This window comes from Cupriavidus pauculus, from assembly GCF_008801835.1.
Lineage (GTDB): Bacteria > Pseudomonadota > Gammaproteobacteria > Burkholderiales > Burkholderiaceae > Cupriavidus > Cupriavidus pauculus.
Genome location: NZ_VZOW01000059.1, coordinates 1 through 12,670 on the forward strand (window position 1 = coordinate 1; position 12,670 = coordinate 12,670).

The following is a 12,670-nucleotide window of genomic DNA, read 5'->3' on the forward strand; positions in this document are numbered from 1 at the left end:
CGCGGCTTCGGCAGGGGCGGCGGCAGCAGCCGGGGCAGCTGGCGCGGCCGGTGCGGCAGCTGCGGGCCCAGCTGCTGCGGTGGCGGCCGGGGCCGAGGCCTCCGCGGCGGGCTTGTCCTGCGCCACGGCATGGGTGGACAGGCCGAGGCCGGCCGTGCCGAGCGCCAGCGCCATCGCGCCGGCCGTCAGGAATCGCTTGATCCAGGTTTTCATTTGCTTGACCTCTGTCTCTCGTCTTTCTGTTGTCACAGCGCATCGCCGCCGGTCTCGCCGGTGCGGATCCGAATGACCTGTTCGATCGGCGCGATGAAGATCTTGCCGTCGCCAATCTTGCCGGTACGCGCCGACTTCTCGATGGCTTCGATGGCGCGCTCCACCACTTCATCGGGGACCGCCACCTCGATCTTCACCTTGGGCAGGAAATCGACGATGTATTCGGCGCCGCGGTACAGCTCCGTATGGCCCTTCTGGCGACCGAATCCTTTGACTTCGGTCACGGTGATGCCGGACACGCCCACGTCCGAGAGCGCTTCACGCACCTCGTCGAGCTTGAACGGCTTGATGACAGCAATGATGAGTTTCATCGGATATCTCCTTGGGGCAGCCAGCCGCTGCGGGCCGCCCGCCCTGAAGCTTGGTGTTTAGAAAGTCTTGGTGATCGACGCCCAGGCTGCCGCCTTGCCGAGGTAGCGGCCGCGGTTGGCGCTGGTATAGAACGACTCCTTCGCGTTGGTGTCGACATACGCCACCGACAGCGCAAAGCCCTTGCCCAGGTCCTTGGTCAAGCCGACCTTCCAGTCCGTGTACGACGCATCGCTATGGCGCGACACATGCTGGTAGCCCACATGGGCGTTGAAGGTCAGATCCCAGAAATTCAGCGGCACGTTGGCGGTCAGGTCCACGTAGTAGCTGTTCTTGCTGTCGTCCACGCCGAACAGGTTCGTCACGGCATGCGAATACTTCAGGAACACCGGACCATAGCCGATGCCGCCGTAGAGCTCGGTCGTGTACGGACGCGTGGTGGTGTAGCCGCCCGGGTAGTAGTACTGCAGCACGCCGAAGTCATAGTTGAAATCGAGCCCGGACACCTGGAAGGTGTTCTTGAAGCCGCCGTAGAAATCCATTTCGACCGGCGCGGACACCGACGAGTCAGCATCTTCGAGCCAGCTGATGCTCGAGTTCCAGTTGCCGACGTAGAAGCCGCTTTCGTGCGAATAGTCGAACCCGCCCTGGATGGCCGGACGCAGATTGGTCTGGCTGATACCGCGATAGCGATAGTCAGAGACCAGCGACACGTTGGCCGTGAATGTGTGGGGCGATGCCGGCTCGGCGGCGGGTGCGGGGGCTGCAGGCGGGGCGGCGTCCGGTGCGGTCTGCGCGAACGCAACCGGGGCGGCGAGGCTGAGCAGGACCGCAGCGGCGCTGACTGCGAGGCTCGACGTCTTCATCTGGTTTTCTCCTTTTCCTTGATCTTCGCGGGCTCGTTAAGAGGGATCTGCTGCTTTTTTTGCTCTTGGGCTGTCGACGCTCCTGGACACCGGTACTGCAACTGCCGTGCCAGCTGATCCGCCCCGTGCCAGCGCATGCCTTGCCAAGGCACCGCGGATCGTCGGCAAGCGCGGTCGACACCACTTGCCGAACGATCCCGCGCACATGGGATCCCTCCTAAATTGCGTGAAAAGATGTGAGCAAGCCTTGTCGGAGCTTTCATGGCGGCGGCCGAAGCGCCATAATCCGCGTCAGGAAGGGTCAAGTGCAGCGCGCATGGCGTATCGCGTCCGCGCATCGCCCGGTCGGCTGCCACCCAGCCCGTTGCGCCCCAGTCGGGTGCATCGGACAAGCGCGGCGATGAGCACCACCGTCTGTCGCATCGCCCCATTGCGGTGCATGCGTGACAAATGCGTCATCAAAGTGCGGCAGACCGGCCCTGAAATATCAAATTGGTCACTACAGGAGTTCCAAATGAAACCGACCGATCTCTTCAACGACCTGCAAAACAAGATCAGCGAAGCGCTGCGCAACTCGCCTGCCAAGGACATCGAGAAAAACGTGCGCAGCATGATGAGCCAGGGCTTTTCCCGCCTGGACCTGGTCACGCGCGAGGAATTCGACGTGCAGTCGCAAGTGCTGGCGCGCACCCGCGCGCGCCTGGAAGAACTGGAAGCCCGCGTCGCGGCGCTGGAAGCCCGCGCCGGCGCCGGCACACCGTCGACAGGGGTATGACCCGGCGCGCCAGCCGCCCCGCGCAACGCCAGCAAGGCCACCGTGATCCGGTGGCCTTTTTCGTTAACACTTTCGAAAACGTATGAGCCTCGCTGTCCTGCGCAGCCGCGCGCTGACCGGCATCGACGCCCCGCCCGTCTCGGTGGAAATCCATCTGGCCAACGGCCTGCCCGCGTTCAATATCGTCGGCCTTGCCGATACCGAAGTGCGCGAGAGCCGCGAGCGCGTGCGCGCGGCCTTGCTGAACAGCGAATTCGAATTTCCGAACCGCCGTATCACCGTCAATCTGGCGCCGGCGGACCTGCCCAAGGAGTCGGGCCGGTTCGACCTGGCGATCGCGCTGGGCATCCTGGCGGCCAGCGGGCAAGTGCCGGGCGACAGGCTGGATGCCTTCGAGTTTGCCGGCGAGCTGTCGCTGGCCGGCGATCTGCGCCCCGTGCGCGGCGCGCTGGCCATGGCAATGGGGCTGGCGCAAGACAACCGCGCGCGCGTATCCCACGGTCACGCGGCGCGGGCCTTTATCGTTGCAGGAGACAACGGCCGCGAGGCGGCGCTGGTCGAAGACCTGTCGGTGTTTGCCGGCGCCACGCTGCGCGACGTCTGCCATCACATCGGACTGCCGCCCGAGCAGCCCTTGCCGCGCGCCCAGCCGCCTCGCCGCCCCGTCGACACCGACGCCGGCCCGGACATGCGCGACGTGCGCGGCCAGGCGCAGGCCCGCCGCGCGATGGAAATCGCCGCGGCGGGTCAGCATTCGGTGCTGCTGGTCGGGCCGCCGGGCACCGGCAAATCGATGCTCGCCCAGCGCTTTCCCGGGCTGCTGCCGCCGATGACCGAAGCCGAGGCGCTGGAGGCCGCCGCGCTGCAAAGCCTGTCGACCGGCGGATTCCACCCGGCGCTATGGGGACGGCGGCCATTCCGCAGCCCGCACCACACCGCCAGCGCGCCGGCCATGGTCGGCGGTGGAGGCAATCCACGCCCCGGTGAAATTTCATTGGCCCATCACGGCGTGCTGTTCCTCGATGAACTGCCGGAGTTCGAGCGCCGCGTGCTGGAAGTTCTGCGCGAGCCGCTGGAAACCGGCCGCATCACGATATCGCGCGCCGCCGCACAGGCCGATTTCCCGGCGCGTTTCCAATTCGTCGCGGCCATGAACCCGTGCCCATGCGGCTATCTGGGCCACCCCACGCGGATGTGCCGCTGCACGCCGGACCAGATCCAGCGCTACCAGTCGCGCATCTCGGGCCCATTGCTGGATCGCGTAGACCTGCAGATCCATGTGCCCGCGCAAAGTCAGCAGGAAATCTTCGATGGCCCGCCCGGCGAGCGAAGCGCCGTGCTGCGCGATCGTGCGGTGCTCGCGCGGCAGCGTCAGATGGCGCGCCAGGGCATGCCGAACAGTGCGCTGGCGGGCCGCGACATCGACACGCATTGCCCGCTCGACGCCGAAGCCCAGACGCTGCTGCGCAGCGCGATCGAAAAGCTTGGGTGGTCGGCGCGCGCGTATTTCAGGGTTCTCAAGGTGGCGCGCACGATTGCCGATCTTGCCGATTGCGACGTGCTGGACGCCGGCCACGTGGCCGAAGCGATCCAGTACCGGCGCGTCCTGCGCAGCGCCTAGGCGTGCGGAATGCGCGGCCGGCCGCGCCTGGCCGATTCCAGACGAACAAATGCCCGCCGAGGCGGGCATGGATGGGCGGCAAGCGTGGCGCGTCACACCGGCGGTTCGCCAGGCGGGGCCGGAGGGTCCTCGATGGGCGGTTGGTCGGGCGGAAATCCCGGTGGCTGCGGTTCGTCAGGCGGGGGCTCGCGATGGGCGCCGGGCAGGATTCTCGGTCGATGGACATCTCGCATTGCACTCTCCAGGCATTGGCAATCACTCCCATTGAAGCAAACTCGGCCGCCCGATGCCAGCGACGCGCGATCCTCGCGCACCGCGCGCCTTGGGAAGATCAGGCGCGATCAGGCGTGATGGCGGCGCACGAAGAACAGCGCCGTGCCGACTGCCATCAGCACGCCGCCGAAGAAACGGTTCTGCCAGCGCACGGCGCGCGCATTGCGGAACAGGCCCTGCATGCGCGATGCCAGCAGCGCATAGCCATGCATCACGATCAGATCCACAAAGCACATCGTGGCGGCCAGAATCGCCAGTTGCACACCGAGCGGATGGCTCGGGTCGATGAACTGCGGCAGCACCGCGACCATGAAAATGATCCCCTTGGGATTGGTCACGTTGGTCAGCAGGCCGGTGACAAATCGACGGCGCCGGCTCATGACCGTGACGCGGACATCGCCCTGTCGCCCGTTTGCGTCCTGCGGACTGGTTTGTACCTTCGCACGCCACTGCTGCACGCCCAGGTAGATCAGATACATCGCGCCGATCGTCTTCACGACGAGGAACGCTTCCTCGGACGCCAGCAGCAGTGCACCGAGCCCGCCGCCGGCAATCAGCAGGATGACCACCAGCCCGGTCTGCAGCCCCAGGATCGTCGTCGAGGTCTTCTTCAATCCGTACGACAACCCGTGGCTCATCGACAGGACGGCGCCGGACCCCGGCGAAACGGCAATTACCCAGCACGCCGCAAAATAGGCCAGCCAAACTTCCCAACGCATTGCTGCTCTCCCTTGATCGATAACGTTCTAAAACGGGTGAAAACCGCCGAGAAACTGTTCGACCTGCTCTGCCTGGCGCGCATCGCGCGCGGCGTCGCCGGCTTCCAGTACCACGGCCTGATAAACGTGCAAACCTGTCGCCACCAGTCGCGCGGTCAGCCGGCGCGGCGCTTTGTCCTGTGGCGACACGCCGGCCACCGACACCTCCACGGCGTCGAGCGGGACCGGCGGTTGCGCGGCCGACATCACGGTGACCTGCCGCGCGTGCGGCGGCGTATCGGGATGCGCGCCGAGGTTGGCCACGAGGCCGGCCTGCATCGACGCCAACGCCTCGCGACGTAGCTCGGCGTCATTGGTCGGCAACGTGACGACGCCAACCGCAAACAGGGTTTCGCCGATGCGCGCCGCCTCCATCGTCATCGGCATTTTCCGGCCGGCGATCGATACATCGCGCGCGGCGCTGGTGGGCTTGCCGGGATAGAGCGCGGCATATTTGCCATCGTTGGAAATGGTCGTGCGCCAGTCGTATTTCGGCGAACACGCCGACAACGCGCACCAGAGCACGGCGCACAGCAGATAGACACGCTTGCGGAAGCGAAGCATTGGGGACATGAAAAATGGGGGCGGCCGGCGCGTGCGCCCAGCCGCGGCACGGGCGCACGCAAGCCGGTATTATCCGGGAAGCCGCGCGCCCGCGCATTCGAAAATGACACCGGGCGCCCGGCAAGCTTGAATTTGCGAGGTCGATATGTCTGCACGCCCCCCGATGCGCACCGCCGCGATCTTCACATGGATGGCCCTGGCGCTGGCCAGCGCCGTCGGCGCGGCCCACGCTGCGTCCCACCTGCCCGCCATGACCGACATCGCCGCACAGACCAGCGCCGCGGCCAAGCGCGGAGAACCGCTGGTGGTACTGGTCAGTCTGCCCGATTGCACCTATTGCGAAACCGTACGCCGCAACTATCTTGGCCCGCAGTCGGCCACCGGCGAGATCGCCGCACGCGAAATCGACATGACCGCCGACACGCCGATCCGCGACGCCGATGGCACCATGACGACAGCCAGGCAATGGGCGCGGGCGCGCAATATCTCAATAGCGCCCACCGTGCTGTTCCTCGATCGCAATGGCCGCAATCTGGCCAATCCGCTGCGCGGCATGCAGCCCGATTTCTATGGCGCCTATCTGGAACAGGCCATCGACGAGGCCCGCGCCAAGATCGCCAGCAAATCCGCGGCATCCCAGTAGACATCGGTGCGGCCCGTCCCCTGTGCGAGCGCAATTGGCTTTTCCTGCACAATTGCGGCGAATTGCCGCAGGGCAGTGGCGCCTTGCCTGTCCAGCCGGCGGCGGCGGCCGCGCGGCAGTAGAATAGCTGCCGACCCGGCATCAGGCCGCCCCGCTGGGCCTGTGCCCGTGGGCTTCGTTATTGAACCGGAGCCTCGTTCGGACCACGTCGTCGGACTCCTGATCGAGTGCTTCATTCCCGGAACCAACACCTCATGTCCAATTCCGTCACCCCCGCCGCACCGTCACGCAAGCGCTGGCCCATCGCCGTCGCCGTGGTGGTCGTCGCGCTGCTGGGCTTCTTCGGCTATCGCGCACTGAGCCCGGCCAGCGCCGTTCCGGACGCCACCTTCACGTTGCTCTCGGGACAAAAAATCAGCACGACCGATCTCAAGGGCAAGGTCTACCTGATCAATTTCTGGGCAACCAGCTGCGTCACCTGCGTCAAGGAAATGCCGCAGATGGTCAACACGTACAAGCAATACAAGGACAAGGGTCTCGATTTCGTTGCCGTGGCGATGAACTACGATCCGCCGATGTACGTGGTCAATTACGCCAAGACGCGCGAACTGCCGTTCAAGGTGGCGATGGATTCGGACGGCGCGGCGGCCAAGGCATTCGGCAATGTCCAGCTGACGCCCACCACCTTCGTCGTGGACAAGAACGGCAAGATTCTTAAGCGCTACGTCGGCGAGCCCGAATGGGATGCGCTGCACAAACTGCTCGATGGCGCGCTGGCCAGCGCGGCCTGAACCATCGGAACGCTACTGAAAAGGTGCCTTGGAGGCACCTTTTTTGTTGTGCCGACGCACGGCTGATCCGCGCGGCTTGCCACGCCAAGCTGTATGGATATACAGTAGGCGCCAGTTTTCCATCCCAGCCGCCTTCCAGTTTGATCCCAGCCACCGTGTTACCGGACCTCGCCGCCGAACCCGACGCGCTCGACGAAGTCGCCGAGGCGCCGTCTTACCTTGCCCGACTGAATCCGGAACAGCGCGCGGCCGTGGAATACGCGGGCGATGCGCCACTGCTGATCATCGCCGGCGCGGGATCGGGCAAGACCAACACGCTGGCGCATCGCGTGGCGCATCTGGTGGTGGGCGGCGCCGATCCGCGGCGCATTCTGCTGCTGACCTTTTCGCGCCGCGCCGCGGCCGAAATGGGCCGCCGCGTCGAACGTATCGTCGATCAGGCGCTGGGCACGCAAACCGGCGCGGGGCGCGCGGCGCTGCAATGGTCGGGGACCTTCCACGCCATCGGCGCGCGATTGTTGCGCGAATATGCGGAAACGCTCGGGCTGGCGCCCACCTTCACCATCAGCGATCGCGGCGACTCGGCCGATCTGATGCATGTGGTGCGACACGACCTTGGCTTATCGGAACAGACCTCGCGCTTTCCGCGCAAGGAAACTTGCCTGGCGATCTATTCGCGCGTGGTGAACACACAGTTGCCGCTCGAAGTGGTGCTGAAAACGCAGTTCCCGCGCTACACGATGTGGGCCGATGCGCTCAAGACACTGTTTGCCGCGTATGTCGAAGCCAAGCAGAAGCAGCAGGTGCTCGACTACGACGACCTGCTGCTTTATTGGGCGCAAGCGCTGACCGAACCGGCGCTGGCGCAGGATATGGGCGCACGTTTCGACCACATCCTGGTGGACGAATACCAAGACACCAACGCGCTGCAGGCGTCGATCCTGCTGGCGCTCAAGCCGCACGGCACCGGCCTGACGGTGGTCGGCGACGACGCGCAGTCGATCTACGCGTTTCGTGGCGCCACGGTGCGCAACATTCTCGATTTCCCGACGCACTTCACGCCGCCCGCACAACAGGTGACGTTGTCGCAAAACTATCGGTCTACCCAGCCGATCCTGCACGCGGCCAACGCCGTGATCGGCCTGGCCGCCGAGCGCTTCACCAAGGATCTCTGGTCGCTGCGCGAATCGGCGGAAAAGCCGGGCGTAGTGGTGGTCAACGATGAAGCCGATCAGGCGCGCTTTGTGGTGGAACAGGTGCTGGCGCGTCGCGAAGCGGGATTGGCGCTGATGCAGCAGGCCGTGCTGTTTCGTGCGGCCGATCACAGCGCGCAGGTGGAAATCGAACTGGCCCGCAGGAATATTCCCTTTGTGAAATTCGGCGGCCTGAAGTTTCTCGAATCGACACACGTCAAGGACGTGATGGCCGTGGTGCGCTGGCTGGAAAATCCGCGCGATCGCATGGCCGGATTTCGTACGCTGCAACTGCTGCCCGGCGTGGGCCCGAAGACCGCGGCGCGCGTGCTCGAAGGGCTCGAAGCGGCCACCGAGCCGCTGATCGCGCTGGAAGCATTCGAAGCGCCGCCGGCCGCCGCGCCGGCCTGGGACGAACTGTTGACGCTCGCGCGCACGCTGATGGCGCCGACGTCGCCGTGGCCATCGGAATTCGAGCAGGTGATCGCCTGGTATTTGCCGCACCTGGAGCGCATGCATGATGACGCCGCGGCCCGCCAGGCGGACCTGCAGCAGATCGAGCGGATCGCCGCCACCTATGCATCGCGCGAGCGTTTTCTGACGGAACTCACGCTCGATCCGCCCAGCGCTTCGAGCGACGAATCGGGCGTGCCCTCGCGCGACGAGGACTATCTGATCCTGTCGACGATCCACTCGGCCAAGGGCCAGGAATGGAAGGCCGTCTACGTGCTGAACGCAGTGGACGGCTGCATGCCGTCGGACCTGGCGACCGGCACCACCGAAGAAATCGAAGAAGAACGGCGGCTGCTGTATGTCGCCATGACGCGTGCGCGCGACCACCTCGACGTGATCGTTCCGCAGCGCTTCTACGTGCACAACCAGGTAGGCTTCGGCGACCGCCACGTCTACGCATCGCGCACACGTTTCCTGCCCAATCGCGTGATGCCGAATTTTTACAGCCGGTCGTGGCCGCCGCCGCCCATGCCGGGCGAGGCGCCGCCCAAGCCCGCATTGCCGCAGGTGGATCTGGCGGGACGGATGCGGAATATGTGGAAGTAGGCGGCGTCGCAGGGTTACCTCGGCAACGGTGTCGGGAGCTGAACTCAGAGTCCGTAGCGTTTGATCTTGTCGTACAAGGTCGCCTTGCCGACTTGCAGCAGATCCGCGGCCTGGCTGACCGCGCCACCCGTGCGCGCGAGCGTATCGGCGATCACTGCGCGCTCGTAGCGCTCCATGCGCTCGCGCAGCGGCACCGATTCGTCGCCGGCGTCGGTTTTGCCGGCGCCCTGCCCGCCTTCGGGCACGCCCAGCACCAGACGGTCCGCCGCATTGCGCAGTTCGCGCACATTGCCGGGCCACGGCCGCTGCATCAGCTGCTGGCGCTGCATTTCAGACAGGATTGGCGCGGGGCGCTGATACCGCACTGCGGCGACCAGCATGAAATGCTCGAACAGCGGCACGATGTCTTCGCGGCGCTCGCGCAGCGGCGGCAACGGAATCGTCACCACATTGAGTCGATACAGCAGGTCCTGACGGAACGCGCCCTGCGCCACCAGCGCTTCCATATCGCCTTTGGCGGCGGCCACGATGCGTACGTCGATCGGGACCGATGCATTCGACCCCAGCCGTTCCAGCGTGCCCTCCTGCAGCACGCGCAGCAGCTTCACCTGCAACGCCAGCGGCATGCTTTCGATTTCGTCGAGAAACAGCGTGCCGCCCGACGCATGCTCCAGCTTGCCGACGCGGCGCTTGCCGGCGCCTGTAAATGCGCCGGCCTCGTGGCCAAACATTTCGCTTTCGAAAATGGCCTCCGGAACGGCGCCGCAGTTCAGCGCGATAAACGGCTCGTCGCGGCGCGTGGACAACGCGTGCAGGCTGCGCGCCACCAGTTCCTTGCCGGTGCCAGTCTCGCCGTTGATCATCACCGGCACGTCGGTGGCCGCGACATTGGCGATCAGGTCGCGCACCTGCGCGATGGCGGCCGATCTGCCGATGATGCGCGTTCCCGCCGCGGGGCCGGCCAGTTCACGGCGCAATGCCAGGTTTTCCAGTTCCAGCGCGCGACGCTCGAGCGCGCGGCGTACGGTATCGGTCAGGCGGTCGGCGCCAAACGGTTTCTCGATAAAGTCGTAGGCGCCTTCGCGCATCGCCTGCACGGCCATCGTGATGTCGCCGTGGCCGGTGACCAAAATCACCGGCACGCCCGGCGCCAGATTGCGGCAGTGATGCAGCAGGTCCAGCCCCGACGCGCCGGACAGTCGCACGTCGGTCACCAGCACGCCGGGAAAATCGGCGTTCAGGTGCGGCATCGCCGCCTCAGCCGACGGCAACGCCAGCACCGCAAAGCCCGCCAGTTCCAGGCTCTGCGCCGTGGCCTGACGCACCAGCGGTTCGTCTTCGACAAACAGCACGCGCAGTCCGTCATGCATCGCAATCATTTCCCTGTCCTTTTGTTGCCGTACCGATCCTGCCGCAGCCCGATGCGCCGCCTGGCGTGCGGCGCCTCATGCCGGCACGGGCTGGCGCGCACGCCGCAAGGTCACCACGAATTCCGCGCCGCCACCGTCCACGTTCGCGGCAGTCAATTGGCCGCCGAACTCGCGCACGATCGACGACGAGATGGCCAGCCCAAGGCCCAGCCCCTGACCGATTTCCTTGGTGGTGTAGAACGGTTCGAACAGGCGCGGCAAGGCTTCGGCGGCTATGCCGGCGCCATTGTCGCGCACCGCGATCCTGACCGTTTCGTCGCTGGCCGCCACCGTCACGTCGATCTGCCCATCCGTGCGGCCTTCGGCTGCGATCGCGTCGAGCGCGTTGCCCACCAGATTCAGCAGCACCTGTTCCAGTTTCAGTTCGTCGGCCCAGACCGAAAGATCCGCGCCGTCGCCGTCTAGCCCGTTGATGGTCAGCGCGACGTGTCCGAGGCGCGGCGCCATCAATTGCAGGACATGATCGAGTGCGGCGCGCACGCGCACCGCGTTGCGCCGCTGCCGCGCCTTGCCGGCAAACAGCTTCAGTTGTCCGGTGATCTTGCCCATGCGCTCGGTCAGATCGGCGATGGCGGACAGGTTGCCGGTGGCCGCATCGAGCTGGCCGCGTTCGAGCAGCACGCGGGTGTTGTCCGAAAACGTGCGCAGCGCGGCCAGCGGCTGGTTCAGTTCATGCGTGATCCCGGCGGCCATCTGGCCCAGCGCGGCCAGCTTGCTCGCCTGCACCAGTTCGTCCTGGGTGGCGCGCAACTCGCTTTCGGCGCGCGTGCGCTCGGCCACTTCCGCTTCCAGTTGTTCGTTGATGGCCATCAGGTCGGCCGTGCGCGCCTCCACGCGGCGCTCCAGCTCGTCGTAGGCGGCTTCAAGCAGGCGGCGGCTGTACAGCATGTCGCGCGCGCGCTGGCGGCGTTGCCGCAGGTTCACCAGCAGCAGGCAGATGCACGCATACGCGAGCGCGGCGCCGATCGTCGCGCTGCGCGCGTTGGCCAGCACCGGATCGAGCGGCGCCATCACCTGCATGGTCCAGCGGGCGGGTCCGACGGCGCGATTGATTTCGAGATATCGATCGGCGCCGTCGTCGGCCAATCCCGGCTGCGCGTCGGCGGCTTCCGTCGCGGTGCTTGTACTGGTCGCGCCCACGCGCACCAGCCGTTCGCCTTGGTCGAGCGTGGTGTCGGCCAGCCAGCGCGTCACCGGCGAATCGAGCGCCTGCATCGGCAATGGCGTGACATCGACATCGTGATACTGGCGCGTGTTGTGCAACTCGGCCTGCAGCGCGGGCGGCAGCGGCCGCAGCGTGCGGTACTGCCAGGCCGGCACCGATGACAGGAAGATCACGCCGTGCTCGTCGGACACCATGAGCGGCTCGCCCCGCCCGGATCCAGCACGCGGAAACCATTCGAGATTGAGCTTGACCACCGTGACGCCGATCACCCTGCCGCCCACTTCGATCGGCTGCGCGATGTAGTAGCCGGGCTCGTCGCTGGTGACGCCGATGGCGTAGAAACGGCCGATCTCGCCGCGCGACGCCATCTGGAAATAGGGCCGGAAGCGATAGTCGGTGCCGACGAAGCTGCCCGGCTCGCCGTGGTTGCTGGCGGCCAGCGCGCGCCCGTTGGCGGCGATCACGTAGGTGGCCGAGGCGCGCGCACGGCGGTTGACCTCGACCAGGTAGTCGTTGACGGCCGCGATGCGCGCGGGATCCTCGGGCGACGCCAGCAGCGCGCGCACCGACGGATGCAGCGACACCAGCGCGGGCAGGAATTCGTAGCGGTCGAGCGTGGATTCGAGCGTCGCCGCGTAGCGGTCGGCCCGCATCGCGGTGGACTGCTGCAGCGCAGCGATGCCGCGCTGGACCGACAGCAGCCAGGTCAGCGCGCACAGCGCGACGAGCCCCGCCAGCAGCGCGATGGCAAAACCCCACCAGCGCGTGGCCGATCCCGGCGAGTGTGCGGGCGCGGCGGAGTCATGCACGGCAAGGAAGTCGTCGGAATGGGGCATCGGCGGGCGCGAAAGCTCTTGCGCCGATGATACCCGCTGGCCGTGCCGGGGGGCGGCCGTGCCAGCGCGGTGTGCGCGGGCGGCGCCGGCGATGCCGCGGCCGGCCTCGCCCGG

The 12,670-nt window shown here is 66.4% G+C and carries 11 protein-coding genes and 1 pseudogene; 5 read left to right on the forward strand and 7 right to left on the reverse strand.

Annotated features, from left to right (window positions below; genetic code table 11):
- The 3 genes and pseudogenes from F7R19_RS28575 to F7R19_RS28585 all read right to left on the reverse strand — a co-directional run.
- Positions 1-213 (reverse strand): annotated as a pseudogene (locus F7R19_RS28575) (ammonium transporter); the annotation flags it as partial.
- A 32-nt stretch (positions 214-245) separates the two neighbouring features.
- The gene (locus tag F7R19_RS28580; RefSeq protein WP_150982893.1) at positions 246-584 is read right to left on the reverse strand and encodes a P-II family nitrogen regulator; all 339 of its coding nucleotides are present in this window, start codon (positions 582-584) and stop codon (positions 246-248) included.
- A gap of 57 nt (positions 585-641) precedes the next feature.
- Positions 642-1,448 carry a TorF family putative porin gene (locus F7R19_RS28585; protein WP_061960279.1) on the reverse strand — a complete coding sequence of 269 codons (807 nt, stop codon included), beginning with the start codon at positions 1,446-1,448 and terminating at the stop codon, positions 642-644.
- 514 nt (positions 1,449-1,962) lie between these two features.
- Here F7R19_RS28585 and F7R19_RS28590 point away from each other — a divergent pair.
- Entirely contained in the window at positions 1,963-2,223 is a 261-nt protein-coding gene (locus F7R19_RS28590) for an accessory factor UbiK family protein (RefSeq protein ID WP_150982894.1), read from the forward strand.
- A gap of 82 nt (positions 2,224-2,305) precedes the next feature.
- Complete coding sequence (locus F7R19_RS28595; protein WP_150982895.1) at positions 2,306-3,844, forward strand: YifB family Mg chelatase-like AAA ATPase; 1,539 nt, start codon at positions 2,306-2,308, stop codon at positions 3,842-3,844.
- 341 nt (positions 3,845-4,185) lie between these two features.
- Here F7R19_RS28595 and F7R19_RS28600 read toward each other — a convergent pair whose 3' ends face one another.
- Positions 4,186-4,836: a LysE family transporter gene (locus F7R19_RS28600; protein WP_150982896.1), complete on the reverse strand. Its 651-nt coding sequence runs from the start codon at positions 4,834-4,836 to the stop codon at positions 4,186-4,188.
- 27 nt (positions 4,837-4,863) lie between these two features.
- A complete protein-coding gene (locus F7R19_RS28605) occupies positions 4,864-5,448 on the reverse strand; it encodes a hypothetical protein (protein ID WP_150982897.1) in 585 nt (194 codons plus the stop codon).
- 136 nt (positions 5,449-5,584) lie between these two features.
- Here F7R19_RS28605 and F7R19_RS28610 point away from each other — a divergent pair, with 136 nt between their 5' ends.
- From F7R19_RS28610 to F7R19_RS28620, 3 genes are all read left to right on the forward strand, one after another.
- On the forward strand, positions 5,585-6,082 hold the full coding sequence (locus F7R19_RS28610; RefSeq protein WP_407648705.1) for a thioredoxin fold domain-containing protein: 498 nt from the start codon (positions 5,585-5,587) through the stop codon (positions 6,080-6,082).
- A 254-nt stretch (positions 6,083-6,336) separates the two neighbouring features.
- The gene (locus tag F7R19_RS28615; protein WP_061959691.1) at positions 6,337-6,873 is read left to right on the forward strand and encodes a TlpA disulfide reductase family protein; all 537 of its coding nucleotides are present in this window, start codon (positions 6,337-6,339) and stop codon (positions 6,871-6,873) included.
- A gap of 155 nt (positions 6,874-7,028) precedes the next feature.
- On the forward strand, positions 7,029-9,125 hold the full coding sequence (locus tag F7R19_RS28620) for an ATP-dependent helicase (RefSeq protein ID WP_061959694.1): 2,097 nt from the start codon (positions 7,029-7,031) through the stop codon (positions 9,123-9,125).
- 44 nt (positions 9,126-9,169) lie between these two features.
- On the opposite strand, the gene F7R19_RS28625 is transcribed toward F7R19_RS28620, so the two are convergent.
- Together F7R19_RS28625 and F7R19_RS28630 are read right to left on the reverse strand one after the other, a co-directional pair.
- On the reverse strand, positions 9,170-10,495 hold the full coding sequence (locus tag F7R19_RS28625) for a sigma-54-dependent transcriptional regulator (RefSeq protein WP_150982900.1): 1,326 nt from the start codon (positions 10,493-10,495) through the stop codon (positions 9,170-9,172).
- 75 nt (positions 10,496-10,570) lie between these two features.
- Positions 10,571-12,556 carry a sensor histidine kinase gene (locus F7R19_RS28630; protein ID WP_150982898.1) on the reverse strand — a complete coding sequence of 662 codons (1,986 nt, stop codon included), beginning with the start codon at positions 12,554-12,556 and terminating at the stop codon, positions 10,571-10,573.
- Positions 12,557-12,670: the final 114 nt, after the last annotated feature.

Excerpts from the sequence above, each read along its gene's own strand:
- F7R19_RS28580 (WP_150982893.1), bottom strand. The coding sequence starts at position 584 with ATGAAACTCATCATTGCTGTCATCAAGCCGTTCAAGCTCGACGAGGTG.
- F7R19_RS28585 (WP_061960279.1), bottom strand. The coding sequence starts at position 1,448 with ATGAAGACGTCGAGCCTCGCAGTCAGCGCCGCTGCGGTCCTGCTCAGC.
- F7R19_RS28590 (WP_150982894.1), top strand. The coding sequence starts at position 1,963 with ATGAAACCGACCGATCTCTTCAACGACCTGCAAAACAAGATCAGCGAA.
- F7R19_RS28595 (WP_150982895.1), top strand. The coding sequence starts at position 2,306 with ATGAGCCTCGCTGTCCTGCGCAGCCGCGCGCTGACCGGCATCGACGCC.
- F7R19_RS28600 (WP_150982896.1), bottom strand. The coding sequence starts at position 4,836 with ATGCGTTGGGAAGTTTGGCTGGCCTATTTTGCGGCGTGCTGGGTAATT.
- F7R19_RS28605 (WP_150982897.1), bottom strand. The coding sequence starts at position 5,448 with ATGTCCCCAATGCTTCGCTTCCGCAAGCGTGTCTATCTGCTGTGCGCC.
- F7R19_RS28610 (WP_407648705.1), top strand. The coding sequence starts at position 5,585 with ATGTCTGCACGCCCCCCGATGCGCACCGCCGCGATCTTCACATGGATG.
- F7R19_RS28615 (WP_061959691.1), top strand. The coding sequence starts at position 6,337 with ATGTCCAATTCCGTCACCCCCGCCGCACCGTCACGCAAGCGCTGGCCC.
- F7R19_RS28625 (WP_150982900.1), bottom strand. The coding sequence starts at position 10,495 with ATGCATGACGGACTGCGCGTGCTGTTTGTCGAAGACGAACCGCTGGTG.
- F7R19_RS28630 (WP_150982898.1), bottom strand. The coding sequence starts at position 12,556 with ATGCCCCATTCCGACGACTTCCTTGCCGTGCATGACTCCGCCGCGCCC.